The organism is Bilophila sp. T19-St14, assembly GCF_059728385.1.
The window spans coordinates 3,271,492-3,297,197 of record NZ_BAAGFT010000001.1; the positions used below are offsets into that span (position 1 = coordinate 3,271,492).

At 57.2% G+C, this 25,706-nt stretch carries 32 protein-coding genes; 8 read left to right on the forward strand and 24 right to left on the reverse strand.

The features are described 5' to 3' along the window. Positions 1-957: 957 nt before the first annotated feature. The 22 genes from AC6I1V_RS13760 to AC6I1V_RS13865 all read right to left on the reverse strand — a co-directional run bounded on the left by AC6I1V_RS13760 (position 958) and on the right by AC6I1V_RS13865 (position 19,997). Positions 958-2,031: a tRNA(5-methylaminomethyl-2-thiouridylate) methyltransferase gene (locus tag AC6I1V_RS13760; RefSeq protein ID WP_486854308.1), complete on the reverse strand. Its 1,074-nt coding sequence runs from the start codon at positions 2,029-2,031 to the stop codon at positions 958-960. Between the two features lie 202 nt (positions 2,032-2,233). Beyond that, positions 2,234-3,052 carry a split-Soret cytochrome c gene (locus tag AC6I1V_RS13765; RefSeq protein WP_302552412.1) on the reverse strand — a complete coding sequence of 273 codons (819 nt, stop codon included), beginning with the start codon at positions 3,050-3,052 and terminating at the stop codon, positions 2,234-2,236. A gap of 335 nt (positions 3,053-3,387) precedes the next feature. Continuing rightward, positions 3,388-4,776: an argininosuccinate lyase gene (gene argH / locus AC6I1V_RS13770; protein WP_486854307.1), complete on the reverse strand. Its 1,389-nt coding sequence runs from the start codon at positions 4,774-4,776 to the stop codon at positions 3,388-3,390. Positions 4,777-5,117: 341 nt separating this feature from the next. Further along, the gene (locus AC6I1V_RS13775; RefSeq protein ID WP_302552410.1) at positions 5,118-6,326 is read right to left on the reverse strand and encodes an argininosuccinate synthase; all 1,209 of its coding nucleotides are present in this window, start codon (positions 6,324-6,326) and stop codon (positions 5,118-5,120) included. A 66-nt stretch (positions 6,327-6,392) separates the two neighbouring features. Beyond that, positions 6,393-7,022, reverse strand: a complete 630-nt coding sequence (locus AC6I1V_RS13780; protein ID WP_337432286.1) for an MBL fold metallo-hydrolase — start codon at positions 7,020-7,022, stop codon at positions 6,393-6,395. A 39-nt stretch (positions 7,023-7,061) separates the two neighbouring features. Continuing rightward, the gene (locus AC6I1V_RS13785; protein WP_497737077.1) at positions 7,062-7,487 is read right to left on the reverse strand and encodes a hypothetical protein; all 426 of its coding nucleotides are present in this window, start codon (positions 7,485-7,487) and stop codon (positions 7,062-7,064) included. A gap of 111 nt (positions 7,488-7,598) precedes the next feature. After that, positions 7,599-9,866, reverse strand: coding sequence for a type I DNA topoisomerase (topA, locus tag AC6I1V_RS13790; RefSeq protein WP_479859449.1), 2,268 nt, complete (start codon positions 9,864-9,866; stop codon positions 7,599-7,601). 540 nt (positions 9,867-10,406) lie between these two features. Continuing rightward, the gene (locus tag AC6I1V_RS13795; RefSeq protein ID WP_486854087.1) at positions 10,407-11,207 is read right to left on the reverse strand and encodes a tetratricopeptide repeat protein; all 801 of its coding nucleotides are present in this window, start codon (positions 11,205-11,207) and stop codon (positions 10,407-10,409) included. Between the two features lie 811 nt (positions 11,208-12,018). Further along, entirely contained in the window at positions 12,019-12,294 is a 276-nt protein-coding gene (locus AC6I1V_RS13800; RefSeq protein ID WP_497737078.1) for an HU family DNA-binding protein, read from the reverse strand. A gap of 39 nt (positions 12,295-12,333) precedes the next feature. Next, positions 12,334-12,798, reverse strand: a complete 465-nt coding sequence (locus tag AC6I1V_RS13805; RefSeq protein WP_486854089.1) for a regulatory protein GemA — start codon at positions 12,796-12,798, stop codon at positions 12,334-12,336. 49 nt (positions 12,799-12,847) lie between these two features. Then, positions 12,848-13,372 (reverse strand): host-nuclease inhibitor Gam family protein, encoded by a 525-nt coding sequence (locus AC6I1V_RS13810; protein WP_486854090.1) that lies wholly within the window; start codon positions 13,370-13,372, stop codon positions 12,848-12,850. 129 nt (positions 13,373-13,501) lie between these two features. Further along, positions 13,502-13,678, reverse strand: a complete 177-nt coding sequence (locus AC6I1V_RS13815) for a hypothetical protein (RefSeq protein WP_486854091.1) — start codon at positions 13,676-13,678, stop codon at positions 13,502-13,504. Positions 13,679-13,722: 44 nt separating this feature from the next. Continuing rightward, complete coding sequence (locus AC6I1V_RS13820) at positions 13,723-14,910, reverse strand: ExeA family protein (protein WP_486854092.1); 1,188 nt, start codon at positions 14,908-14,910, stop codon at positions 13,723-13,725. After that, positions 14,898-16,724 carry a transposase family protein gene (locus tag AC6I1V_RS13825; protein WP_486854093.1) on the reverse strand — a complete coding sequence of 609 codons (1,827 nt, stop codon included), beginning with the start codon at positions 16,722-16,724 and terminating at the stop codon, positions 14,898-14,900. The genes AC6I1V_RS13820 and AC6I1V_RS13825 overlap by 13 nt, the downstream gene beginning before the upstream one ends. 12 nt (positions 16,725-16,736) lie before the next feature. Further along, positions 16,737-17,789 carry a hypothetical protein gene (locus tag AC6I1V_RS13830; RefSeq protein WP_486854094.1) on the reverse strand — a complete coding sequence of 351 codons (1,053 nt, stop codon included), beginning with the start codon at positions 17,787-17,789 and terminating at the stop codon, positions 16,737-16,739. 9 nt (positions 17,790-17,798) lie between these two features. Then, on the reverse strand, positions 17,799-18,044 hold the full coding sequence (locus tag AC6I1V_RS13835; protein ID WP_486854095.1) for a hypothetical protein: 246 nt from the start codon (positions 18,042-18,044) through the stop codon (positions 17,799-17,801). Between the two features lie 5 nt (positions 18,045-18,049). Continuing rightward, entirely contained in the window at positions 18,050-18,367 is a 318-nt protein-coding gene (locus AC6I1V_RS13840; RefSeq protein ID WP_486854096.1) for a helix-turn-helix domain-containing protein, read from the reverse strand. Between the two features lie 11 nt (positions 18,368-18,378). Next, positions 18,379-18,852: a hypothetical protein gene (locus AC6I1V_RS13845; RefSeq protein WP_486854097.1), complete on the reverse strand. Its 474-nt coding sequence runs from the start codon at positions 18,850-18,852 to the stop codon at positions 18,379-18,381. After that, positions 18,845-19,195 carry a hypothetical protein gene (locus AC6I1V_RS13850; protein WP_486854098.1) on the reverse strand — a complete coding sequence of 117 codons (351 nt, stop codon included), beginning with the start codon at positions 19,193-19,195 and terminating at the stop codon, positions 18,845-18,847. The genes AC6I1V_RS13845 and AC6I1V_RS13850 overlap by 8 nt, the downstream gene beginning before the upstream one ends. A gap of 114 nt (positions 19,196-19,309) precedes the next feature. Beyond that, the gene (locus AC6I1V_RS13855; protein WP_486854099.1) at positions 19,310-19,453 is read right to left on the reverse strand and encodes a ClpX C4-type zinc finger protein; all 144 of its coding nucleotides are present in this window, start codon (positions 19,451-19,453) and stop codon (positions 19,310-19,312) included. Next, positions 19,450-19,761, reverse strand: a complete 312-nt coding sequence (locus AC6I1V_RS13860) for a hypothetical protein (RefSeq protein ID WP_486854100.1) — start codon at positions 19,759-19,761, stop codon at positions 19,450-19,452. Before AC6I1V_RS13860 ends, AC6I1V_RS13855 begins: the two co-directional genes overlap by 4 nt. Next, entirely contained in the window at positions 19,758-19,997 is a 240-nt protein-coding gene (locus AC6I1V_RS13865; RefSeq protein WP_486854101.1) for a DNA-binding protein, read from the reverse strand. The genes AC6I1V_RS13860 and AC6I1V_RS13865 overlap by 4 nt, the downstream gene beginning before the upstream one ends. A 160-nt stretch (positions 19,998-20,157) precedes the next feature. On the opposite strand from AC6I1V_RS13865, the gene AC6I1V_RS13870 reads away from it, so the two are divergent. Beyond that, positions 20,158-20,850, forward strand: coding sequence for a helix-turn-helix domain-containing protein (locus AC6I1V_RS13870; protein ID WP_486854102.1), 693 nt, complete (start codon positions 20,158-20,160; stop codon positions 20,848-20,850). 97 nt (positions 20,851-20,947) lie between these two features. On the opposite strand, the gene AC6I1V_RS13875 is transcribed toward AC6I1V_RS13870, so the two are convergent. Both AC6I1V_RS13875 and AC6I1V_RS13880 read right to left on the reverse strand, forming a co-directional pair. Next, positions 20,948-21,190 (reverse strand): hypothetical protein, encoded by a 243-nt coding sequence (locus tag AC6I1V_RS13875; protein ID WP_486854103.1) that lies wholly within the window; start codon positions 21,188-21,190, stop codon positions 20,948-20,950. A 233-nt stretch (positions 21,191-21,423) separates the two neighbouring features. Continuing rightward, positions 21,424-21,630, reverse strand: a complete 207-nt coding sequence (locus AC6I1V_RS13880) for a hypothetical protein (protein ID WP_486854104.1) — start codon at positions 21,628-21,630, stop codon at positions 21,424-21,426. Positions 21,631-21,711: 81 nt separating this feature from the next. Here AC6I1V_RS13880 and AC6I1V_RS13885 point away from each other — a divergent pair, with 81 nt between their 5' ends. The 7 genes from AC6I1V_RS13885 (at position 21,712) to AC6I1V_RS13915 (ending at position 25,706) form a co-directional block, all read left to right on the forward strand. Next, positions 21,712-22,785: a hypothetical protein gene (locus tag AC6I1V_RS13885; protein WP_486854105.1), complete on the forward strand. Its 1,074-nt coding sequence runs from the start codon at positions 21,712-21,714 to the stop codon at positions 22,783-22,785. Between the two features lie 162 nt (positions 22,786-22,947). Then, on the forward strand, positions 22,948-23,313 hold the full coding sequence (locus tag AC6I1V_RS13890; protein WP_486854106.1) for an RNA helicase: 366 nt from the start codon (positions 22,948-22,950) through the stop codon (positions 23,311-23,313). A 71-nt stretch (positions 23,314-23,384) separates the two neighbouring features. Continuing rightward, positions 23,385-23,744 (forward strand): putative holin, encoded by a 360-nt coding sequence (locus tag AC6I1V_RS13895; protein WP_486854107.1) that lies wholly within the window; start codon positions 23,385-23,387, stop codon positions 23,742-23,744. A gap of 2 nt (positions 23,745-23,746) precedes the next feature. Continuing rightward, entirely contained in the window at positions 23,747-24,466 is a 720-nt protein-coding gene (locus tag AC6I1V_RS13900; RefSeq protein WP_486854108.1) for a transglycosylase SLT domain-containing protein, read from the forward strand. Further along, a complete protein-coding gene (locus AC6I1V_RS13905) occupies positions 24,456-25,067 on the forward strand; it encodes a hypothetical protein (RefSeq protein ID WP_486854109.1) in 612 nt (203 codons plus the stop codon). The genes AC6I1V_RS13900 and AC6I1V_RS13905 overlap by 11 nt, the downstream gene beginning before the upstream one ends. Beyond that, on the forward strand, positions 25,048-25,401 hold the full coding sequence (locus tag AC6I1V_RS13910; protein WP_486854110.1) for a DUF2730 family protein: 354 nt from the start codon (positions 25,048-25,050) through the stop codon (positions 25,399-25,401). Before AC6I1V_RS13905 ends, AC6I1V_RS13910 begins: the two co-directional genes overlap by 20 nt. Beyond that, positions 25,398-25,706: a VpaChn25_0724 family phage protein gene (locus AC6I1V_RS13915; RefSeq protein ID WP_486854111.1), complete on the forward strand. Its 309-nt coding sequence runs from the start codon at positions 25,398-25,400 to the stop codon at positions 25,704-25,706. Before AC6I1V_RS13910 ends, AC6I1V_RS13915 begins: the two co-directional genes overlap by 4 nt.

Consider the following 25,706-nt stretch of genomic DNA (forward strand, 5'->3'; position numbering starts at 1 on the left):
TAGAAAATCATCGAAAAGGCGAATGTTTCGTCATCGCAACCCATTGACGCTTAGCCCCATCATAGGGCGTGGCTGTTTTTTTATGGCTCTGCTATAGTATGTGGTCGTTTCATCTCCACAGTGCGGTGAAAAATACAGCCTTTTTCTCCGGTTTTCCCCTTGGCGGGAGCCACGGCTAAGGTATTTTTCCAGTTATCCCTTTGGAACTTCAAGGAAAAAAGCATCAATCGTTTTCTATGACACAGCCTTTTATATTCACAATATACTGAAAATATAGATTTTTGTCCGTTTTTTGCTGACGGCTTCCATAGCTGTGGCGTTTTGTCGGTGATCCCTTTGAAACCTTAAGAAAGCATCAACCGTTTATAGTAATATAGACTGACATTTTTGGTTGTGTCATAGGAAACGGTTGATGCTTTCTCGAAGCTCAAAAGGAGTAACCAATAAAATGTCTCAGCCATGGAGCCCGCCAACAGAAAACTTGGAGAAAAAGGCTGTATTTTCACCATACTGTAGAGATAAAACAAGATTGTGTCGCCGTTTTTATATGTAAATATTGAAACTATTGAAAATAATCTTTTTATGGTTTAAAAATAGTTAAATAATTTCAATAGATTATATCTAGCTAGCGACACGGCCACCACATTCCATGACAGAGCCATGTTTTTTTTGAAATCCCCAATAAAGAATCAATGGCATGGTTCGGTCAAGGAGCCTTATAATAAATATTATATATTCACCGCATGGTATGAATATGCCAATCATATCCTGTGAAAGAGCCTTCCCCAAAAAGCAGACAGAATACACAAAGAAAATCCCCCGCAGTACGGAAAAGCCGCCGCGAGGGATTCCATAAGAGTGAAAGTCTTTGGTGGAGGAGGGGAGGGGCGTGGGGAGGGGAGGAGGGCCCTTTCTCCAGAAAGGGGCCTCCTCCCCTCCCCACTTTGCCTTTCCCCACTACTCATCAAACGTGGGACGGTTCTCCGCTTTGATGGCCTTGCGGACGTCGATGAATTCGGGCTCGCCCCACGGAAGGGCGGGGGTGCGCTTGGGCACCACATTGAGGAAGGTGCTCTCGCCGTTGATCAGGACACGCACGGCTATGGTTCCGTCTGGAGACGCCTCCGCAGCCCGGACGCCTTTGGGCGAATAGGAGGCTACGAGGCTGGCCGCGTCCTGAAGCGTTTCGTTGTCCCACGGGGTGAGCTGACGGGCCAGCGCGAAGGGGCTCGGAAAATCACGCACACGGAGTATGGCGTCGCCGGGGCGGACTAGACGCTCCAACGCCGAGTTGTCCGCTTCGTTGCGGCCCATCGACAACCAATGCTCACCAAACCAATACTGACGCCCGATGTTGGACAACTCAAAGTCTTCAACCGTCGGCTCTTTGAGGCGCGTCAGAACCGGCCAATAGCGCCGGGAGTTTTCCTTTTCCGCCAGCTTGCATCCCCCGGCGGGCGTGGGGATTTCTTTCAGGCCCATCCGCTCGGCCAGCGCCATTTGGGACTTCCGGCCACGCCCGAAGATGCCGGGGAGCTTGCTGCGATCCACCAAGCCCGATATTTCAGGGGCGGTCGGATCGAGCAGCTGGGCGCTGAGCGGGCGGAGAAGGGATTCCCTGACCTCAGCGTCGCGGCGGATGACATTGAGGGTGTCGCGGCGCTGGGACATGGGGCGCTGTCCGAGCACCTCGCCGGAAATGAGGAATGAAGCGCCCCGTTTCTTCATGATTTCCCGCGCTTTGCGCATCATGAGGATTTTGCAGTCAACACAGGGGTTCATGACTTTCCCAAAGCCGTGGGCAGGGCGTTCCCTCAGGAGGCGCACGAATGCTTCACCGACGTCCACGGCTTCCACCTCAAGGCCGTACACCTTCTCCCAGTGGGGGATCAATTGAGGCTTGCCGAAAAAAGGGGTGACAAAATGCAGGCAACGGACAACCAGCCCTTGCTCCATGATCAGGCGGGCAGCGAGAATGCTGTCCAGCCCGCCGGAAAACAGGGCAAACGCATGCGGAGTGGAGGTTTTCATAGCGTTATTCTACTGCGCCGGATACATGAACACAAGCGTCTCTTGTGTTGGCGCACAAAGGAAAAGGGCATGGCGTCGGCATTTGCCGGATCGCACATGCCCTTTTTATGGGGGGGCTTTGGATGCTGCTCCAAATGGGGATGAGGGCACACGGGACGCATGTGGATTCCCCCTGCCCCATTAGGCAGTGGAAAAGCTGGCTTTAGGGATGATCTTTGAACTTATCCATCAAGTGCTCATTGCCGCTGTGACAGGGCGTACAGTCCATGACGCTCTTCATGTTGTCGGCTTCCTTGCCCTTGGCGTGGCATTCGCCGCAGTAGCTGATGGACTGCGGGGCGGCGAGGGCCGGCTTGAATGTCCCGTCGATTTTGGCGTTCATGATTTCGACGGCCTTGTAGGTGACGTCGGCGGTAAGGCGGCCGCAGCGTTCGCTGCGGGCCTTGGAGTTGGCCTCAACCTTGTTTTCAAAACACCAGCGGCTCAGGGAGACGTGGCACAGCACGGAGTCAGATACGCTGGTAGGAAGCTCGCCCTTCACTCCCTTGGCGGCTTCGCCGGGATTGAACATGGGCAGCTTCGCCGTTTCGTACCAGCGGTACAGTTCCGACACCATCGGGTTGCGTTCTTTCCTTCCCCAGAAAAGGGCGTAAGCCGAAGCGGGGCCGAGCAGGGCGCCGCAGATGGTGCCCCAGTCGGAAATGCCGCCCTTGCCGACTTCGAGCATGGCAAAGGGGAACTGGTTGTACGGAGCGCCGTACTTTTCGCCCATAAGGCCCACAATAGCGTAGAACGCACCGTAGGCGCAGCCCAAGCCCTTATGCCAATAGCCGTCATAAGCGACGGCGGCGCATTCTTTGGGATCAAGCTTATGGGGTTTCCAGCCGAAGTCCCCATTGGCCTGCTCAAAGCGCTTCGTCTTGGGATCAGCCGCAATACTGGTTCCCACAACGGATGCAACAGTGCCGCCGACGGCAAGGCCACCCAGTGCCCCAAGCACCGCTCTTCTGGTCAGTTCCATAGCCACTCCTCCTTCAGGCTCATTTGTTCTTTTTGGATCAATATCTTTTTGCCCACCCATGAGGGCGTCCGTTCGGCATTTTTTATCGATATTGGGTGACAACAAGAGCCTTCTAAACTTTTGTCCGCGACGCATGGCCAGCGTACAGACGTTTATCGAACATGGTTGTTCGACAATTCACGTAAAGGATGCCTCCAATCCATCATCCTGTCAATGGGGAGCAACGGAAAAAAGAGACAGCTCCGCACGAGAGCCTTGCGTTTTTGAACGGTTAGAAGACAAAAAAAGTGCCCCCGGCGATTATGCCGGAGGCACGTTGGCTTGTCAGGGGAGGACTACTTGCCTTCGTGGAGCCACGCCTTCATCTTTTCCAACTGGCGGGCCACGGACAGCGGGCCGGTGCCGCCGGGGGCGTTCCTGCGGGCGACGGCGGCGCGGTATTCGAGCACGTCGAACACATCGGGGCCGATGCGGTCGCACAGGCCCTGAAGCGCGTCAAGCGGCAGGGCTTCGAGGGAAAGGTTCTTTCCTTCGGCCAGCGCCACGGCGGAACCCGTAATGTGGTGGGCCTCGCGGAAGGGGATGCCCTTTGTGACCAGATAGTCAGCAAGCTCGGTCGCGTTGAGGAACCCGGCGGTGAGGGCGCGGGCCATGCGGGTTTCATCGAAGCGCAGGGCCTTCATCATGCCCGCCATAAGCTCCAGAGACGTGCTCAGGGTGCGGTCGGCGTCGAGGAAAGGTTCCTTGTCTTCCTGAAGGTCGCGGTTGTAGGTCAAGGGGAGGCCCTTCAGGATGGTGAGCATGGCGGTCAGATCGCCGTACACCCGGCCCACCTTGCCGCGCATGATTTCGGCGACGTCGGGGTTTTTCTTCTGGGGCATGATGGAGGAGCCCGTGGCGTAGGCGTCGGGCAGCTTCACGAAACCGAAAGCCGGGTTCGACCACAGGATGATTTCTTCGCAGCAGCGGGAAAGGTGCATCATGGCCGTGCTGGCGCAGAACAGGGCTTCGATGACGAAATCCCGGTCGGACACGGCGTCCATGCTGTTGTCGAACGTGCCGTACATGTCCAGTTCGCGGGCCACGGACGCGGGGTCGAGCGGGTAGGTCGTCCCGGCGAGGGCGGCCGCACCGAGGGGGCTGATGCGGGTGCGCTTTTCGCAGTCGGCCATGCGCTGGACATCGCGGCGGAGCATCCACGCGTAGGCGAGCAGGTGGTGGGCGAGGCTGACGGGCTGCGCGGGCTGGAGGTGGGTGCAGCCGGGGAGGATGGTATCCTGATGCTCTTCGGCGCGGGTCACGTATACGGCGGTAAGCTCACGGGCGAGGCGCTGCCATTCGCGGAGCCGGTCGGAGACGAACAGGCGGAAGTCGAGCGCGACCTGATCGTTGCGGCTGCGGCCCGTGTGGAGCTTCTTGCCCACGTCGCCCACGAGTTCGGTGAGGCGGCTTTCGATGTTCATGTGGACGTCTTCCAGCTCTTTTTTCCACTGGAAGGTGCCGTCTTCGATTTCCGCGCGCACGGCGGCGAGGCCGGCGACGAGCTGATCGGCTTCCTCGGCGCTGATGACGCCCTGCCGGGCCAGCATACGCGCGTGGGCGCACGAGCCGGCGATATCCTGCTTGTACAGGGCCCAGTCGTAGGAAATGGACTGCGTATAGGCTTCGACGGAAGCGGCGGTGCCTTCGTGGAACCGTCCGCCCCAGAGTTTTTCTTTCGCCATTGGTGTCTCCGTGTTCGCTGTGCGCCTCCGGCGGCCGGGCTGCCGCCCGGACCTGCCTGGGGGGCATGATGCCCCCCAAACCCCCTCGGCGCGGAACGGCTCCCCATACGGCTGCGCCGCACGGGGAGCCGTTCCGCTTGAGAGGCTTCGAGAGACACCCCATCCATTCAGGCCGGAACCTGCCGGGGGACGTATGCTCGTGTTTGTGTATCAAGCCTCCCCGCCCTGCATCGACCCTTGCAAAAGTCTTGGGAAGGGGTGGGGAGGGTTTGGGAGGGGCGGGGAGAACCTTTCTCCAGAAAGGTTTCCCCGCCCCTCCCAATGTTCACAACCAACCCATCTTACTTGATGAGGTCTTTGCGGTAGCCGCGGATACGGAGGCTGTTCAGCTTGATGAAGCCGGCGGCGTCCTTGTGGTCATAGGTGGCGCATTCCTCGAAGGTGGCGAGGTCGGCGCAGTACAGGGTGTTCTTGGATTCGCGGCCGACGGGCCACGCGTTGCCCTTGTAGAGCTTCAGGCGCACGGTGCCGGAAACGCGTTCCTGCGACTTGTCGATGAAGGCCTGCATGGCTTCGCGTTCGGGGGAATACCAGAAACCGTTGTAGATGGCTCCGGCGTAGGAGGGCATCATCATGTCGCGGATGTGCATGGTTTCGCGTTCCATCGTGATGCCTTCGAGGTCCTTGTGGGCCACGTAGATGATGGTGCCGCCGGGGGTCTCGTACACGCCGCGGGACTTGATGCCCACAAAGCGGTTCTCGACCATGTCCACGCGGCCGATGCCGTGCTTGCGGCCGAGTTCGTTCAGCTTCACCATGATCTGGGCGGGCGACATGGCTTCGCCGTTCACGGCAACCGGATCGCCGTGCTCGAAGGTGATGGTGACGTATTCGGGCTCATCGGGGGCCTTCTCGAACGGGACGGCCATGATGTGGGAGGCTTCGAGGGGTTCTTCCCACGGATCTTCAAGCTCGCCGCCTTCAAAGCTACAATGGAGCATGTTGCGGTCCATGCTGTAGTGCTTCGCGCCGGAGGAGATCGGGATGTTGTGCTGTTCGGCAAAGAAGTTCAGGGCGGTACGGGACATCAGATCCCATTCGCGCCAAGGGGCGATCACGCGCAGGTCGGGCGCGAGGGCGGCGGCGGACAGCTCGAAGCGCACCTGATCGTTGCCTTTGCCGGTCGCGCCGTGGGCGAGGGCGTCGGCGCCTTCGGCACGGGCGATTTCCACGAGGCGCTTGGTGATCAGCGGGCGGGCCACGGAAGTGCCGAGCAGGTAGCGGCCTTCATACAGGGCGCCGGAGCGGAGCATGGGGAAAATGAAGTCCTTGGCGAACTCTTCGCGCAGGTCTTCGATATAGGCCTTGGTCGCGCCGGTCCTGAGGGCTTTTTCATCCACGCCGTTCAGGTCGTCTTCCTGCCCCACGTCGGCGGTCATGGTGATCACTTCGCAGCCGTAGTTCACCTGAAGCCACTTGAGGATAACGGAGGTGTCCAGCCCGCCGGAATAGGCGAGCACCACTTTCTTGATGTTTCTCTGCTGAGCCATGAAATCTCTCCAATGAGATGAGGAATATGCTTTCGGGGCCGCGAACCGGGAAGGAAGGCGGTTCCGTTAGAGCCAGAGGTACGGGTTGTTGGCGAGTTCTTCGCCCACGTTGGTGTTGGGGCCGTGGCCCGGATACACCTCGGTTTCCTGAGGGAGGATGAAGATCTTCTTGTGCAGCGACTTGCGCAAGGCTTCCTGGCTGCTGCCGGGGAAGTCGGTGCGCCCGACGGAGTGGTAGAAGAGCAGGTCGCCGGTCATGATGCTGTTCAGTTCCGGGAAATAGATGGAAAGGCTGCCGGGCGTGTGGCCGGGCGTGGTGAGCACTTCACACTTGATCGAGCCGAAGGTGTGCGGGCCTTCCTTCAAATCTTCCCATTGGAACGTCGTCACCGGAGGGAAGCCCCATGCGCCGCTGCCGCCGAGCTCGGTACCGAGCAGGGAGGCGTCCCCGGCGGGGCCGTAGACCGGGGCGCTGGTCGCTTCATGCAGGGCCGCCACGCCATACAGATGGTCGAAGTGGAAATGCGTGCACAGGATGGCCCGAAGCGTGAGGTTTTGTTCTTTGAGCAGGGCGAGGACTTCACCGAGGCCGTTGCTCAAATCCCCGCCCGGATCGACGGCGACGGCGTCCGGGCCGCTGATGACGATGTGGCAGTTGGTTTCAAGCGGCCCGATGGGAAATGTTTTGATGGGCATATTGAAATCTCCCTCTCTATGACAAACGGCTGCCGACGCTCAGATAAACGGCTGCTCCGTTCCGCGTGGGAAAAGAGAGCCGGAACAGGGCAGGCCGGTTGCGGCTTGTAGGTTTGGCATATCCTTGGCGATCAGGATAAACTGCATGACTATAGCCTGAACCCGCCGTTCGTGCAAATACCGCTCAATGGCGGAAAAACGGCCTCCGAAAAGCGCCTTTGCCAGTTCTTTTTTGAGTAATATTGAGTAGTTTTTGAATAAAATGCAAATGGCGAGGCCGGGGGCGATGCGGCCGATGCCCCGCCGCGCAGCAAAGTTTTTGCGGATGGCTCTGTCATAGTATGCGGTTGTTTCATCCCACAGTGTGGTGAAAATACAGCCTTTTTCTCCAGTTTTCCCCTTGGCGAAACCTATGGCTAAGGCGTTTTGCTGGTTATTCCTTTGAAACTTCAAGGAAAAAAGCATCAACCATTTTCTATGACACAGCCTTGCAGATAAAGGCGCATCCCGATAAAGGCCGGGGGAAAGCGCCGCAAGCGCCCGTCACCCCGGCCCCGTTTTCCCGTCAAACGGAAACTATTCCGCGTCGTCTTCGCTGCCGCCTTCGATGGGGCGCGTATACTTGCAGGTCTTTTCGGGGCAGGCGATGAACTTGCCCTTGGCCTTGGTATTTTTCATCACCAGCAGCGGGGAGCCGCATTCCGGGCAGGGCTCGGCGATGGGCCAGTCCCACAGGGCATAATCGCACTGGGGGTAGTTGCTGCACGAGTAGAATATCTTGCCGCGCTTGGAGCTTTTTTCCACAAGCACGCCGTTGCAGCCTTCACGGGGGCAGGGGACGCCGGTGGAGTAGGGCTCGGCGTGCTTGCAGTCCGGGTATCCTGAGCAGGCAATGAAGCGGCTGCCGGTGCGGGAGCGCTTGAGCACGAGATCCTTGCCGCATTCGGGGCAGGTTCCGACTTTTTCAAATTCCGGCTTGACCTTTTCCTGAAGGTGGATCTTCCCTTGCTCGTCGCGGGTGTAGTTCGAGGTATACCGGCACGCGGGGTAGCCGGTACACGCGAGGAACTGCCCGGTTTTGCCGAACTTCACGGCCAGCGGCTTGCCGCACTCAGGGCAGGGGATATCCGTCACCGTATCGGTTTTGGCCTTGCCCATGCTCTTGGCGGCTTCGAGCAGCGTGGGATCGAAATCGTTGTTGAAGTTGCGGAGCAGGGCCACCCAGTCCTGCCGGCCTTCGGCCACCTTGTCGAGCAGTTCTTCCATGTGCGCGGTGAAGCCCACGTCCATGAGCGTCTTGAAGTGCTCGCGCAGACGGTCGCACACCACGCGGCCCAAGTCCGTGGGCGCGAAATGCTTTTCCTCCAGCGTCACATAGTCGCGATCCTGAAGGGTGGAGATGATCGAGGCATAGGTGGAGGGGCGGCCTATGCCGAGCTCTTCCAGTTCGCGCACCAGCGAGGCTTCGGTGAAGCGCGGGGCGGGCTGGGTGAACTTCTGCTCTTTGGTCAGGCTGTTGAGCTTGAGCGTTTCGCCCTTGGTAAGGGCGGGCAGCTCCACGCCTTCCTCGTCCTTGCCGCGCGGCATGACCGCAAGGAAGCCGGGGAACAACAGGCGCTCGCCCTTGGAACGCCATTGAACCGGGCCGTTGTCGATGGTCACGGTCGTATCATGGAAGCGGGCCGCCGCCATCTGGGAAGCGACGAAGCGCGACCAGATGAGCCGGTAAACCTGATACTGATCCGGGGCGAGGTAGGGCTTGACGTCTTCGGGCGTGAGGGTCACATCGACGGGCCGGATGGCTTCGTGGGCGTCCTGCGCGTCGGACTTGGTCTTGAAATTTCGTTTGCCGCCGGGGGCGAGGTAATCCTTGCCGAAGCGGTTTTCGATGAAGTCCGCCGCCGCTTTCTGCGCTTCGTCCGCAATGCGCACGGAGTCGGTACGCATATAGGTGATGAGCGCCACCGTGCCGCGATCGCCAAGTTCAAGGCCTTCATAAAGGCGCTGGGCAATGTTCATCGTGCGCTTGGCGGGATAGCTGAGGCGTTGGTTGGCGGCCTGCTGGAGCGTGGACGTGATAAACGGAGGCATGGGCGCGCGGCTGCGTTCCTTTTCCTCGATGGCGGAAACCGTGAACGGGGCTCCCTTCATCGCCTTTTCGAGCGCATCGGCGGTTTCGGCATTGGGGATGGTCGGCTTCTTGCCTTCGACTTTCCAGAGCTCGGCCTTGAACGGCGGCGGGACGCTGCCTTCAAGGATCGCCTTGAACAGCCAGTATTCTTCGGGCACGAAAGCCTGCCGCTCCTCTTCGCGCTCGACGATGAGGCGCAGGGCCACGGACTGGACGCGCCCGGCGGAGATGCCGCGTTTGACGTTTTTCCAGAGGAGCGGGGAGATCTTGTATCCCACGAGGCGGTCGAGCACGCGGCGGGCCTGCTGCGCGTCAAACAGGTTGGCGTTGAGGTCGCGCGGATGATCCAGCGCCTCATGTACGGCGCGGGAGGTGATTTCGTTGAACTGGATACGCTTGATGTTCGGATTCTTGTCCTTCAAGAGCTCGGCGACGTGCCACGCGATGGCTTCCCCTTCGCGGTCGGGGTCGGGGGCGAGGAAAACGGTGTCCACCTTGGAGGCCGCATCGCGCAGGGACTGCACGACCTTTTCCTTGCCTTGGATGATTTCGTATTCCGGGGCGAAATCGTTGGCTTCATCCACGCCGATGCTGCTTTTGGGAAGATCCCGGATATGGCCCACGCTGGCTTGCACCAGATAGCCGGGGCCCAGAAATTTTTTGATGGTCTTCACCTTGGCGGGAGATTCGACGATAATGAGACTTTTGCCCATGTGCGCATCCTTTTGACTGAATCCGCCACGGAGAATGACCCGTGGCGCAGCACAACATACGACACTGGCGCGTAACGTCAAGCCGCAAAGGGCAAAAAATCGGCTGCGGAGGACATCCGGGGGAGGAAGCTTTCTACGGAAAGCCCCTCCCCCGGATTCCGCCCGCAAACGTATCGGCGGGCGGGGCGGCTGCGCGGAAGATGCCTGTTCCAGCCGGGATGAATGCCGTTTTTTTCGGAAAGCGTGCGGGAAGGCCGGATCGCCTTGGCCCGGAAAACGCAAACGCGGCATGAATAAAAAATCAGCTACGTAAGATAGATAGAAGCATCAGGATGCCTGTTTCCGAAGGCTGCGCCATAGGAAATGGTTGATGCCTGATTTCTTGAAGTTCCACAGGAATAACCGATAAAATACCCCAAGCATGGAGTCCACTGGCAGAAAAAATGGATAAAAATCCATTACTTTCACCATGCTGTGGAGACAAAACAGCCATGTGTCATGACAGAGCCTTTCCGAAAGGCTCCCGCTTCCCGATGCGTCCTATGCTTTCTGATCGTTGAGGCGTTTCAGGGCGGCGGCACATTCGGCGCTGCCGAGATCCGCGCCCTTCTTGTACCAGACGGCGGCCTGTACCGGATCGGCCTTAACGTCCTTACCTTGTTCGTACATTTGGCCGAGGTGCAGACAAGCGTCGGCATCGCCGGCGTCAGCGGCTTTCTCATAGTAGCCGAGCGCCTTACCCTTATCTTGGCCCACGCCGTAGCCCTTGGCATACAGATCGCCGATGGCGCTGTAGGCGAGGGCATAGCCCTGATCAGCCGCTTTCTGGAACCAGCTCATGGCTGAGGCGTAATCTTTTTTGCCTTCCATATGGAGTTGCCCAAGCTTGGCCTGAGCGGCGGCATAGCCCTGATTGGCGGCTGATGTGAACAGCGCGGCGGCTTGTTCCGTATCCTTCTTTACCCCGTGGCCCAGTTCATACATCAGGCCGAGCAGGTATTCGGCGTCGGGGTGCTCCAGTTTGGCGAGCGGCTCCACGATAATGAACGCTTCTTCGTAGCTGCCGTTGTCGTAGGCTTTTTGGGCCTGCTCAACTGAGGGGGGCGGGGTTTCCTTCGCCGGATCTGCGGAAGCCGGAGCCTGTGTCTTTGCGTCGGCCTTGGCATCTTTTGGGGCGTCCGCTTTGGCTTCAGCGGGTTTGGCTGCCGCCGGCTTACCCGCCGCAGCGGTAGGCTTGGTCGCTTGCGCATGTTCTTCTATGGCGAGGGCTTCCGCCGCCGGAGCCAAGGAAAGCAGCGTAACGGCAACGATGGCGGGGACAACCTGTTTCGGATTGATCATGAGAGAACCTCCTGTCGGGGTAGAGGGCGAACGGCCGGAATCCCCGGCCTGCTGGGGCGGAGGCGTTTCGGCCCTTGGGGTATAGAAAAGCGGCTCCCATGCTAGAGGTCAATGATTTACCGTGATGATATGGCTGTAGTGGGGAAAATCGGGGGAAGGGGGAGGGAAACTTTCTGCAGAAAGTTTCCCTCCCCCTTCCCCCGAACCCCCATCCCCCTCTCTTCAAAGACTTTTGACGTTATAGAATCCCTGTTCATGCTTTTGGGGGAATGGAGGGAGGCCGTCTTTGTTAGGGCGTTTTCACGTTGGAAATGTTCTTCCGACTGCGGGAAGCAGGCGGTCGCTGCGAAGGCATAAGCGCAATGCATTTGTGCTGTTCAATCCCGGATCGGGCGTGCCTTACCCTTTACTATTGTAAATTTTTAACGTGGTTCTGCTATAGTATGTGGTTGTTTCATCTCTACAGTGCGGTGAAAAATAGAGCCTTTTTCCAGTTTTCCCTTTGGCGGGATTCACGGCTAAGGCATTTTTCCTGGTAATTCCTTTGAAATTTCAAGGAAAAAGCACCAGCCCTTTTCTATGACACAGCCTTTTACTATAGCCGGGAACCGATGCGGCGGGCGGCTGCACAGATGAAAGTCTTGGGAAGGGGAGGGATGGTGATCAATGGCATGAAAAGTAGTGGGAAAAAACGAGATAACTTGGGAAGTATCGGGAAAGGGTTCAGGTGGGAGTGTAATTCTATTGCAAAATCTGCAACAAAAAGGAGGGGAATTAGCCCTCCTTTTTGTTGTTTACCAGTATAGCATGTCTACCTGCTCAACGCATCCTTGAGCCGCTTCGCCGCTGCGAACTTGACCGTTGTGCGCGCCGGGATAGTGCAGGAGCCGCCGGTCTTCGGATTACGCCAAATCCGCCCGGCACGCGGTACCGGGGTGAGTGTCCCGAGTCCGGGGAGGAAAACCCGATCGCCTTCCGTAAGGGCTTCCGTGAACGTGTCGAGCATGGCCTTGACGAACTTTTTCATCTCCTCTTCCGTTACTCCACATTCCTTCCTCAGTCGCCGTATGAGATCATACTTGTTCATGGCGTTCTCCATTTGTTTTTGATGAGGCTGTGGCGCGCGTTACTGCATGACGGCCGTGGCAGGTTGTTGTTCTGAGAAAAAGTGCTGCAGGTGTTCCCGTGCCGCCGGTTCCTCGATTCTGTCTATCCAGTTTTTCAGGGTCTCAATGACGAGCTGGAGCTGTTCCACGGAGCACCATTCGATCTTTTGCGCCCGCGTGATGCGCCGGATGTACGTCTCGATAGCCTGATCGCTCCGATTTCTGACGATTCCGAGATCGTGCATTTCATACCAGAGGCTTTTGATCTTTCTGATCTGCGGGTCCGCCGTCGTGCGAAAACCCGCCTTTCTGAGCGCGGCCAACGCCCGGGCCAGTTCCTCGCCGGAAAGTTCCTTGCTTGAAGTCGTCCGGCCGCCCGTGACGCTGGAAAGAAGCCCACGATAATCTTCGTCAGTCATGCCGAGCTTGCGGCGTCCCGTCTGGAGCGCTCTGACAAGCTTCTTTGGATCGGCTGTGGTACGCATTGGTATCCCCTCCATATGGAGCCGGGCGGATTGCCCGCCCGGTTTGTCATTATGCGGATTCAGCTCCCGCGAGTTCCGTCTCGTTCAGCTCGTAGAAAAAGAGATCGGATTGTTCGAGCCTGCACCCCACGGCGGCGAGGCGTTCCGGGGGAAGCTGGCGGAGCGCTTCCTTATCCACTTCCTGCTTTGTCCTGATGCATTCGGGCATCCCCGCGTCGCGGATAAGGCCCAGCACCTGTTCCCATGTCGTTTTCCGCATGGTCTTGACGGCGGAGCTTGCCCGAAAGCCGATAATGCCGAACGTGAGCTCCCGGGAACGCTTTTTGACGAACAGCTCCGATTTTTTGGACTCCCCGAACCTGATCAGCGCCTGTTCCAGAACTTCAATGTCTTGCTTGATCGGCTCGGAAGCCTCGGCGCATTTGAGTTTCAGGGCGTCGACGTCCTCTTTCAGTCCGAGCTCAATAAGCGCAAGTTCCCGTTTCCTCGCCGCGATCTGCGCCAGCGTCGCGTCCGCTTCCTCAAGAGTCGTCACCGCTGGGACGTTCAGAACGGGTTTCACACGTTTTGCCATTGTCTTTTTCCCCTTGGGCTTGCATAAGTGCTTTGAAAAAGTTTCCTGCCGCCTTGCCGTTCAGGTTGATTTCCGTAATTTTGCCGCGTTTTCTCTTAACCGTTATTGAGTCCCGCATAAGCGTTTCCCTCAAAAGAATGTTGTCTGTTTCGGCGCTTCCGTCATTTTCCGACGCGCCAATTCTTCATCGACCTCACGTTCAAGGGCTTTCGCCCTGTTCAGGTCGGACGACGCACGAATCAACAAGTAGGTATTCTGAGCAAGCCGCATCCTGCGCACCAATTCCACAAATTCTCGGTCTGTCATATTATCTCCCCTGAGCCGCAAGCTGATATGTTCCTAAAAGATGATTACGGCCGTACCATCCGCACCACGTCCGCCGTCACCTGCTTTTCCCCGGCGCTCGCGGCAAGGTTCAGGGCGGCGATGGTCATGTTGGCGATCATGAGGGGATAGCCCATATAGACGCCTTTACCTGAGCGATCCTGTGCCACCGTGAGGCTCTCTCCAATCTCGGCGACTCCGTCGGCGGTAAACACTTTGCCGAAGTCGAGCCCGGCGCGGGCAAACCGGAAGCGGAGAAAATCCGCTACGTCTTCGATCGGGGTGATGTGCAGAACGTCGCACCGCTGCACGACTTCACGCACCCCGGCGTCGGCGGCCTTCAACTTTTCCCCAAGCTCCGTCTGTCCGATCAGGATGATGGAAAGGAGCCGATGCAAACCGTCCTTCAATTCCCAGAACCGCTTCAAAGACTTCAACGTGTGTCGGTGCAGGTCGTGAGCCTCTTCGATGATGACGCAATGATGCGTCCCCGCGCCGTGGGCGCTCTTCAAGAGCTGGTGGAGCTTGCGAAAGCGCATTTCCGGAGATGACGGAACGGTAGTCCCGGGGGCGATGGTGCTGATGATGGCCTCGGCGATGTGCTGGGAGCGCATGGGTTTGCCGTTCGATTCGTTCTCGGCCATCGCCAGCGTGTACGGTTCGATGATGACGGTCTTGCCGTTTTCATTCTTCACGCGGTCAATGAGTTCTTCCCGGAGCGTCGACTTCCCGGAGCCGGACTCGCCCACCACGGCGAGGAAACCGCCGTTCGTCGCGGCGTCATACATCATCTCCCGGACATACCGGATTTCAGGCGAGAGATAGACGTCGGCGGCGTCCTGCGGATCGGCGAAGGGATTTTTGACGATTCCGAATGCCTGCCGTGTCTTCATCGTGAGCGTTTGCTTCTTCAGGATCATGGGTTCCTCGTTTTCCGCCGTATCCCCGGCGGGGGTATCTTCATCTTCGATAGGCTTTTCCAGCTTGCCGAGGGCGTAGCCGACAAGGGCCGCCTGTGCGCCGCGCTCATTGAGAAGGGAGGCTATGCCCTGTTTAAGTCCAGCCCAGCCCGTTTTCGGGAGGGTTCCTTTATTCAGGAGCTGGTTGACGAGCGCCGGGGAGACGCCGAGCTTTGCGGCGGCCTCGCGCTGGCTGAGCCCCATTTCTTCAAAGAGATCCTTTACGGTTGGATCGTAGGGGATTATCCGGCACATGCCGCCCTCCCTTCGTTCGGCCGGAACTCAATCCGCCGGGCACGCTTCGGCGCGAACTTCCCGCGCATCCGTTCGATCACGGCTTCAATCTCGTTTCCGGGTACGGTGTCGGGATACCGGGTCCGCAGCCATTCCGCGCATTCGTCGGTGTTGTCGTCGCGCCAGACATCCGGATGATCCCGGCGCATCATCAAGGCGAAGGAGAGCCGCTTCATCGGCGGCACGTCGGCCCTTTGTTCCTCTACCTGCAAAGGCGTCCCGGCCTTCTTCAAGTAGATGGGCGCTTCCTTTATGTCGGCCATGATGTCGATCCCGGCGTAGGCAGGCTTTCCTGCTCGGCGCATCTTCTCGGCCTCCTCCACGGACTGGACGCCGTAGGCTTCCTTTTTGATTGTTTCGAGGGTCTTTTCCGCGCGCGTCTTCGGCATGGCCTTGAAACCCTCCCCGAAGGCCGGAGCGCTGAGATCAAACCCCGCGCCGTCGAACTGCATGGGAGGCACCTCAAAGGAAAACTTTTCCCCGTCGGGCTTTTCGATGACGACGATAATGCTCGGGGCCTTGTAAGGATTGAGGCGTACGGATACGGAGTCCCTGACCTGCAAACCGTGGTAGCCGAGTTCACGCAGATCGTAGCGCCGGACGCCGTAGTGCGTCCGGGTGTCGGCGCTTATCGTGAAGTCGTCCTTCACCTGACACCGTACCTCGCCCCACGCCGCGATGGAGTGCATGACGTCGGCTTCAACCGTGCGGAGCTTCTCCGCAGGAATGGAAAGCCATACGTCGTTGCGGGTCTTTTTCGTCCGGGTGTGGATCGCCGTGGCGCAAAAGTGCCTGCGCCAGCGATCCGCAAGCGCCTGCAACTGCGCGACGTCAGGCACTTCCAGAAAACGCAGGCGGCTCTCGAACTTGCATTCGACGATGTCCTGACACTTTTCGACCGAACCGGTGGCGCGGGCTCTTCCCGGCACATGTTGCGCCGGAGTGATCTCCATTTGCCCGCAAAAGCCTGTGACGAGTGAAGAGGCCGGGCCGGGGCCGGGATCGGTGTAGAGGATTTCCGGGACGCCGTGCATGACGTCCTGCGGCCCCCGGTCAGTCATGGCGTCAATAAGTGTATCGAGAAAGCCCTTGGCGTCTTCTCCGGCGGCCTGTTCGTAGCGCAGGTAGAAGTTGCCGGAGCAGTGATCGACCACGATATAGCGCACGATACGCGTATTCCTGATCTTGATGAGGTTTTCTGGCTTCTTTTCGTTGTAGCTCTCTTCCTTCATGAGCCCGATATTTCCGGTGCCCCGGATGCGGTACAGGACGCATACCGAGGCGTCGGCCTGCCAGAGTCTGTTGGGGTACTCCGTCCGCATACGGACAGACGGACTCGCCACCCTGAGCTGATCCGGGTGGCACCCGTAGCGCCGCATGGCGCGGCTGATTGTTTCAACCGACGGCATGGTGATTTCTCCTGTTTCCGGGTCCGCGATGCCTTCCCCGTTCGCCTCCCAGCGCTTCACGGCGTCTTTGATGCACATGGGCCTTTTGCCGTTGGCGCGGTCGCCGCAGATGACGAGCCCCGCGATCTTCCGGCAAAGCGCTTCGGGGACGCATGTCTTGCCCTTGCCCCTGCGGGGCTTTTTGCCGCTCTCCCACCCACCGTATTTTTTGAGGTATTGGTAGGTGGTGTTCAGGGAGCGATTCAGCGTTTCGGCAAGCCGCGCCACGATGCGCCCCCGTTCCCCATTGCATGGGTCCGCTTTTTTCAGGTCACGGGCGGCGTTGCTTATGAGCTCAAGCTGTGCAGATGAAGGCTTGAAAGACATACTGAACCCGTCCTAGTCGGTTGGTTCCTGATCGCCCGCTTCGGGGAACGGTTCTCCGTCCACATCCGGGCCGAAATCCGGCACAAGCTCCGCCGTAAGATCAACGTCGATCCCTGCGGAGAGAATATGCGCGGCCATGCCCCGCACGGCGGAAGAAATCCGCTCGTGGACATAGGCCGCCGTCTCTTCCGAATTTTCATCGTCAGCGAGACCCGAAGCTCCGAACGCCGCGAGGTTCGCCACGGCAAAAACGGCGTCCCTGCACTTTTCGTCGATGATTTCCCGGTTCTTGGCGTTCTTCTTCATTTTTTTGACTTCAATGTCAGCAATGGCCGAGGAGGTGGCGACGATGAGCTCTTCTTTCAGCGCCGCGATCTGGTCGTTTCGCTCCTGCGCCACCTTTTGCTTGGCGTCCCTGTCTTTTTCGAGGTCTTCGACCTTTTTCTTGAGATCGGCGGCTTCCTCTTTGGCCTTGCCGAGAGCCTTTTTGTTCTCGATGTACCGGGAACAAATGACGTCAAGAGCGGTCTTCATCTCTTCGGGCGTCGATTCCCGAAGCTTCGCGAAGACTTCCCGCTTTTCCTCTTCGGGAGCGTCCTTCAACGCCTTGCGGATTTTGCGGGTGTCCCGCACGGTAAGACCGAGATTTTGGGCTTCGGTAAGGTATTCCTCACCAAGCGTTGAATAGTTTTGGAGATTTTCTGCAACAGTTTGGTAAGAAAGCCCCATTCCTTTGCAGAAATCCTCAAATGTTTCAGCGAAATAGATAGAACCATTCGGCTTAGTAAGTGGAAATGTTTTGTATGCCTTGTTTTCTTTCATAGTGCCGAGCCAACGAATTTCTCCCAGCCGGAGACCGCTTGAAATGGCCCGGCTCATCTTGAACTTGCCGATCTCCTCAGCCATCTTCATGTTTTGCGCGTAGTCGGATGCCAAGATGGTGACGGTGCCGGTGCGGACGGCCTCAAGTTCCTTTACCGGATCGGGTTGTTCGGAAACGGCGGGGGCGGAGATGGTGGTGTTCTCGGCGGCGGGTTCTTCGGGGGTGATGGTGATGTCGTTCATCTGGGGCTCCTAATCCTCTTCGTAGGCGTTGAATATGGTTTCGGGTTCGACGCGCCAATGACTGATTTCGCCCGTGACCTTGTTGCGGACAACGACGATTTCCTCGTCCGTAAATTCTTCACGCGCGGCGTAATCTTCCGCAGCACCCTGCGCGCTGTGGCATTTCGTCGCGTAGGCGCGTTCCCAATCGTCATCGGAAAAATCGTCGTTCATTTCCCACTCGCTGATGCACTGGTATTCAGGGATCTCTCTCATATTGCTCACCCCAAAAGCCTGTAGGCCCCGGTTTCAATGTTACGCTTAAAATCGTCCTGCCGTTGCTGCTGGTTGCGAAGGGCTATGTCGTAAGCCCGGTAGGCCCTGAGCGGCCTTGCCGTAAGCGCCCAGCGCCCGCTTTCGAGTTTTTGCGCCATGCCTTCGGCAGCGAGGGAGTCCATGTCCCGGCAGACGTTTGGGGCGGAAATGCCGGTAGCGACGGAAAGATCGGTTACGGAAAGCCCGGTCACGACGTGCGGGGCCAAGGTCTCGATAAGCAGGAACGCCCGTCCGAGCTGCGTGAGCTTCTTCTTTTCGGTCATGATACCCCCCCTTACTCTTTCCGGATCGTCGGTTTCGGACGGGAAACCTTCCCAATGGCTTTTTTGAAAGCCTCTTTGTCCGTCTGCCTTGCCCACGCAAGCGCTCTGCAAAGGGCGACACCCAGATCGGCATGATGGAAAAAATGGAAATACAGACCGGGGGCAGCCCACCAGCCGATCGGCTTGCCATTTTCAAAAAAAACATGATCGGGATCAGGGGCTCTATGTGATGCCTGAACAATCCAGCCCCCATGATTGATTATCTCTTCAACAGTAAGGGGTGTGACCCCGTCCGCGTTGTGGCGGCCTCTGAATACCTCTTTTATCCGCTCTTCCGATTCGGAAAGAATCTCGTCTTCCAGATACTCACGCGCCCCGTCGTCTTCGTCTCCGATCGCGTCCAGCCACATGATCCGGTCAATGGAAACACTGGCGCGGTCGAGGGCTCTCGCAATACGAGCGAATGTTTCTTTTTGACTACGCATGGGGCACCTCCAGATTGTTTTCCAGATGCGCAACTTGCTCGGCGACGGCGGCGAGATTGAAAGCGAGGATGATGAGCTGCATTTCCACGCCCATGCTGACGGTTCCGTCGATGATCTGCGTGATCTGGGAGGCCAAGCCGTCGATCCTCGCCGCCAGGGGCGGGAGTTGCGCCGGGGTGTCAAGTATGGTAACAGGCCAAGCGGAAACACAGTTTTGTTTCTTCCCCTTTTGGCCCTTCACCGTTGCAGCGGTGAGGGGCTTTTTGTTTTCGAGTGCCCGGCGGATTTCCGGGGACACGGCGGGGAAATGGGCCGCGAGGGTGGTTGCGGTGAGGTTATTCATTTTTATCCTCCAAGGCGGATTGTTCGTTTTCGGGGAGTTCCTTAAAGCAGGGAAAGTTCGGGTGTTGGGGCTTTTTCATAACGGTGTCGGCCTGTTCCCCGTTGTACCGATCCTTCATCTTTCATAGATCAGCATGGCGCAGTCCCACGCGCAGCAGTCGCAGATATGGGTGTCCCGTTGTCCGGCGACCAGAAACGTCACCCGTGATTCATGGCTTCCACAGAAGTTACAGGACACATAGCCGTCTTTATGGGTCATATGATTTTTCCTACGTCGTCGTTGATGTTTACCGGCATTTTGGCGAGTTCTTCCTTGATCGCGTTAAATCCGATCCACGCGAGGTCACCGCATTTCCCAACACTTGTCGCACCGGGGAAAACATCAATTGATACGTCGATTATGTTTCTGTTCTGCTGGACTATGATGACGGCCTTGCGTTCCTCTTCCATCTTGCGTTGTCTCCTCCGGAGCTTGCGCAGCTCCCGTTTCAATTTTCCGATTTTCATGTCCCTGCGCCTAATGCGCCGCATGAGCCTCGCCATGTTCCGGCTGACGGGGCGCATCATGACGCCGCCCGCTCTTCGATGACGCCTTCCTTGAGGCCGAGGAGTACTGCGGCGCGGTGCGATTCACCCCGCGCCCCGTTCGTCCGGCCGTTCAACAGATCATAGACATACTGCGGGGCAAGATTGTGCTTTCGCGCCCACCCGGAAATGCTGAGTCCGCGTTCGGCAAAGGCGTCCTTTACGCTTTTCCGGAGCGTCAGCGGAATGTCCGTCCTTCGAGTGTTTGTCTGGTTCATAACCCTTCCCTTTCTTGCGCCCCTTCTCGGTTCCGTGTAGGGGTGGTTTTGGAAGTTGTGGTTTTTTGTGGTTCGTTGGAAATATTTTTATGCACATTCGAGTCTTTAGTCAACCCGTTTGTACATAAAATATTATATTACTTTGCACGGACGGAAATGTATGGAAAATACGTTGGCTTCGCGCCTTAGATTTGTAAGAGGTAAAGAATCAAGAGAAAAATTTGCTAATCGAATAGGGGTAAGCCCACGCGCTTTAGCAAATTATGAATACGGAGAACGTGAACCAAAGGGAAATGTGGTTGCACAAATATGTGCACGTTTGGGTATAGAAGCTAACTGGCTACTTTCAGGAGTCGGGCCGATGTACAAAAACGAGCTAGTCGGGAAAAAAATCTCTGACTGTCAGAGAAAAATAGAGCCTTATTCAGAGCAACCTATTGAAAAAACTAGTCCTACAAAAATAGAAAAACTCCGACAGTCAGAGATTCTAGAAGTTCAGCGCGAATTGATGGAAGCTCTCAAGCAAGGAATGGAGTTTCAAAAGCAAGTTATGACGCTGACGCAGGAAAACGCCGATCTCCGCGTGAAAACGGTTATGGGTGCTGCGCGCATCCGCGAGCTTGAGCGTGAAAACACCGAAATCCCGGCGTTGAAAGCCCGGATTGCCGAGCTTGAACGCGAGCTTTCGGAGCGCCCGAAGTTGCCGAAGACGGTCCCGGTGGATGTGAGCGCGAAAAGTAAGCCGACGTCGGCACACGGTGCAGGAACGGATAAGACTGTGGTTCCCGGCGCTGGTGCTGGCGTTTCTGGTGTGGGAAATCTGGGGGCGGTGGTGAGAGAAGGTGGAAAGTAGCGGAGTTTTCGGTCGTTACGCCCGGCTGGGCGGGCAAGGCAAGAAAGGCCCGCAAAAGCCCGAGAGCAGGCTTTAACGGGTTAAAACGCTGACGGTATTAGCGGGTGAGTTCCCAAAGCTGTAAGGCGTCGGCCAAGGCGTCTTGGGGAGAAAGCCGGGGGTCTTCTTTAAGAAGAATACAAGCTGCGGCAATAAGGGTTCGGCGTTGTTCCTCGCCAATATCGGACGGGCACAGTCCGTAAAGCTGGCGTACATCTTTTACCGCGTCGGCAGGTGAAATGCCGGGAGTTGAGACGAGCAGGAGGCAGGAAGCAAGGGTCAAATCGGAACGAGACAACATAATGTGTAATCTCCTTTGGCTCTCGGGCTCTCTCTTTTGCCCTATTTTTTCCTTTTTCGGTTATACGGTTCGTGACTGTGTTACGAAAGATGAAGAGAGAGAAATTTTTTAAGCTTAGGTTGGGGAAGATGTTTGTTAGTGAGATAAGCAAGTTGGGGAAAACGTCCGACGGCCGGACAAACAAGGAATACAGATATTCCGCTCTATTTGAGTGCGGTAGATGAAAAAGTGCCTTAATCCGAGAGAACGACGATTAGGGACAGGCTGAACGCCACCTTTCCCACATCCGCGACCTCGAACGCGAAAACGAGAAGTTGTAAAATATGGAAAAAAGGAATGCCGATAATCACGATAAGGCAAGCTGGGACAGCGTTTAACGTGATGAAGGCGTGGAAGAGTTGAGGAATTAGCGCGGTGAGCGCCGGGCGGGATGCTGACATGTGTCAGTCTTACAACAGAAAAATTTTATGGTAGACAAAGTGCACACATGCCGTGTGTACTCATTTACGGGGAGGACGTGAATGGATACATTGGTTGTCAGAGATTTTGATACGGCCATTGACGCCTATATTGCCAGCTGGGAAAAAGATTTTTCTTGGGAATCTATTGAGTTTTCCGAACAAACTATTTTTTCAATCAAGCTGGTGGGCAAGCAGTGGGATGGCAGGCTTGACTACAAGGTAGCCGAATTTGTTATAAGGCTTCAGAAAGCACTCATAGCGGCGTATGGTGAGTACTCGGAACACAAAGTCAAATATAACACGTCGGTTATGGACAAAACGGGGCTCAGGGTAACCGTTTCTATCGAGCCCGGCTGTAGCTGTATCAAGGCTTTTTTTAAAGATATGTGGGCTAATATGGAATCCAAAGACAAAAAATGGGCCATTATTTCGATAGCGGCTATTTTGGCTGTTCCAGCCGGTATTGGATTTTGGCATTATTGCGACACTCAAGCCCAGACTGCTAAAATATCTGCTGAAATAGCCTTTGAAAAATTCAAAGAAGAAAAAAGAGCCGAAATAGAGTTAAAAGCTCAGGAACGTTTACAAGATGAATCTATTCGTAAAGACGCCATGCATGCCATTGATCGCGCTTTTGATCTGGCCGAACAGACGGCCGCTCCCGTAGCTTATCTGGCTAGTAAGATGCAAAAAGAAGATAAAATTGCCATAGATGATGTAAAAGTATCCGCGTCGACAGCGAAAAGCCTTTTTAAAAATGTGAAACCCGTTGAAGAGGTCGCAGAAGAACGGCGCTATTTTATAGATGGAGATTATGTTGTTTCCCTAATAGATCGAGAAAAGGATAGAGTGACCATCACCTTTGCCGACAAGAAACGCACGTTTTCTTTAGTTTGGCTAGAAGAGGCTGCGTTGGAAGACTTTTACCACAGGTGTGCTCGACGCAAATCAGAAGAGGCGTTGCCACCGATCCCCTTGCAGTTGACGGCTACTTTTCAGGGGGGAGTGTTTAAGGAGGGTTTTGTACAGGGAATAGGCAAGCCACGTGAAGGTTCTATGTCTTTCCAAACAGCCGCCTTGGATTCAGCCAGCAAGCAGGAAGATGAAAACGCATCACGAGAAAGAACTGAATAATTTTGTACCTCATGCCGCCTTTGGGCGGCTTTTTTATGGCTTTTCCGGTTTTCCGATTACACATTTCCCGGCGGATCTGGCGAAAAGTGTAATTTTTCCCCAACCATTGAAATTTTGTGTATGTTCTCCTCCGAACCCCTTTTCACCGTGGAGGATATGCACATGGCCGAAACATGGGTAAGCCGCCCGGAGCTTGAGGAAGTAATCGGGCACACGGCGGCGGAGACACTGTGCCGTTCGTATGGCGGCATTCCTGTATATGTGCCGAGACGGGCTGATCCGGCGTGCCAGCTTGGGCGCATCCTCGGCGTATTCGCCCTGTCCGCGTTGGTTGCCGAGTATGGAGGGCTCAGGATCACGGTTCCCAACGGACGCCGGGGCGAGCCGTACAAGACCGCCATAGCCCGGAAGCTGGAAAAGGGGCAGCCGCACGAACAGATCGCGCTTGAACTCGGCGTAACCGAGCGATACGTCCGGCTTGTGGCTCGGAGCCGCAAGTCCGGCCTCCGCCAGCTTTCCCTTTTCTGACAGCCCGGAAATCTTTCCGGGTAAACGCTGAAAACCTTCTGTGACACCGTGCCGTCACAGGAGGTTTTTATATGTTCAAACGTCTCTTTTCAGCCCGTCGCTGGCTTGCCCTGTGCGGCTTCGTCACCGTTCTGCTCCTCGCTTTCCTTGCCGTCATTTCCCCGCAGCAGCTCCCGGTCATCGCGTATAAATCCGCATTGGTATCTTTCGCCGCGTGCATCGGCGTATGGATCGACCGGGCCATTTTCCCTTACGCCCGACCGTCGGGCTACCTGAAAACCGACTGGCTCAACAATCCCGACGCCGACGGCGGGGACGACGATGTCGACTTTGAGATATGCGCCGGGTATCTCCGCGCCTTCACCGTAGCCACCATCCGGCGCGGGATCATGGTGGGCATGGTGATCCTCGGCATGTGTCTGGGGCTGTGATCATGCGTATCGATCCGCAAAAGCTCCTTTCCTCCTGCGCCGAGGCGTTTTGTGTGGGAGTCGCGTTCGCCGTGGGCGCGGCCATCGTCGTATCGGTGCTGTTTGGCCTGCTCGCCTTTTTTGCTGGCGACGCCGAGGCCGCAGAAGTCCAGATACCCCGCGCCGCGCTTCAGCATCGGGCGACGCTGATCCGCGAAGCCCGCTCTGCATGGGGGCTGAACGCCCCGGTATCCGTCTTCGCCGCCCAAATCCATACGGAATCGTGGTGGCGCAATAACACGGTTTCCGGCGCAGGCGCGCAAGGACTGGCGCAGTTTATCCCGTCGACGGCCAAATGGCTTCCCACCATCGCCCCGGAAGTCGGCAAGCCGCAGCCGTTCAATCCGGCGTGGTCGCTCCGAGCGTGCGTCGTCTATGACAAATATCTCCATGACCGCATGAAGGCCATGAGCGCCGACAAGAGCGCCTTAAGAGCCTGTGACCGAATGGCTTTCACCCTCTCGGCGTACAACGGCGGTGCGGGCTGGGTGAACCGTGACCGGAACCTCGCCGCAAAGAAAGGGCTTAATCCGGATCGCTGGTTCGGACACGTCGAAACCGTAAACGCTGGCCGCAGGACAAGCGCGATCCGGGAAAACCGCAGGTACGTCTCGCGCATCATGGAATACCAGCACGCTTACATCCGGGCGGGCTGGGGGCCGGGGGTGAGTTGTGCTGAGTAAGATTCCTTCGTGGCTCTGGGCCGTCCTCGTCTGCGTGGTCATTTACGGTGCGGGCGTCTGGCGGGGGCTCGACGTCGTGACGGAAGAGTACGAGGCCAAGATCGCGGCAATGAATGCCGCCTGTGCCGAAGAGGAAAAGGCCCGTGCCGAGGCCGTGGCCGCCGCCGAAAGGCAAGCCCATGAGGCGCTTGTGGCGGCCACGGCACGGGGTGAGAAGCTCGCTCGCGAGCTCGCCGCGAAAACCGCCGAACTGGACGCCGAGCGCGCCAGCATCAACAAGAGGATCAGGGATGTATCAGAAAAGGCTCGCCGTGATTGCGCTGGCCTGTCTCGTGAGTGGGTGCGCTTGTACAACGAAGCCCTCTATGGTTCCGGTCATAGCGCCGGAAACGAAGGCTCCGCCCCCGGCGGCGCTCATGACACTCCCGGTTCCGCCGGAACCGCTCGCGCCGGGATACAGCCGGACGCACTAGCGACGCCGGAAGACGTGCTCGCGCATGTGCGGGATTTTGGCGGGTATTGCCGGAAGCTCGAAGCCGGGTATCGGGCGCTCATTACCTTCTATAATGATGGAGGCTCCCGTGGCCGACATACTGACTGAGCTTGACCGCTGGTGGCCGGTGCTCGGAATACTCGCCACACTCGTCTACGGCTGGGGCGTCTATCACCTGTCCCGACGTTTTGCGACCAGAGCGGAACACCACGACACGCAAAAGACCGTGACCGAACTCGGCGATCGCGTCGAAGAGCTTGAGCGCCGGATGGAAACGGTTCCCGACGGCAAGACCATGCACGCCATACAGCTTTCCCTTGAAGAATTGCGGGGCGACATGAAGGCGATAGGCGCTCATATGGATGGAGTGGAAACGTCGGTGTCCGGCCTTGAAAATCAAATCGCCATGCTCGTACAGCATCATTTGGAGAATTCCCGATGAAAGAAAAACGTACTTTTGCACAACTTCAGTCCGAAAACCGCCGGTGCGCGTTCTTGCGCTTCCTTGCCGAGGACGCCGACTACGCCATGAATACAAGCCTCCTCCAGTCCGCCCTCGACGCCGTAGGCCACGGCGTCTCCCGTGACTGCGTGAATGCCGACGCCGCATGGCTTGAGGAACAGGGGCTCGTCTCGTGCGAAGACCTTGGCGGGATCATCGTCGTGAAGATCACGCAGCGCGGGCTCGACGTCGCCGAAGGCCGCGCGGTCATACCGGGCGTGAAGCGTCCGGGGCCGGGGTTCTGA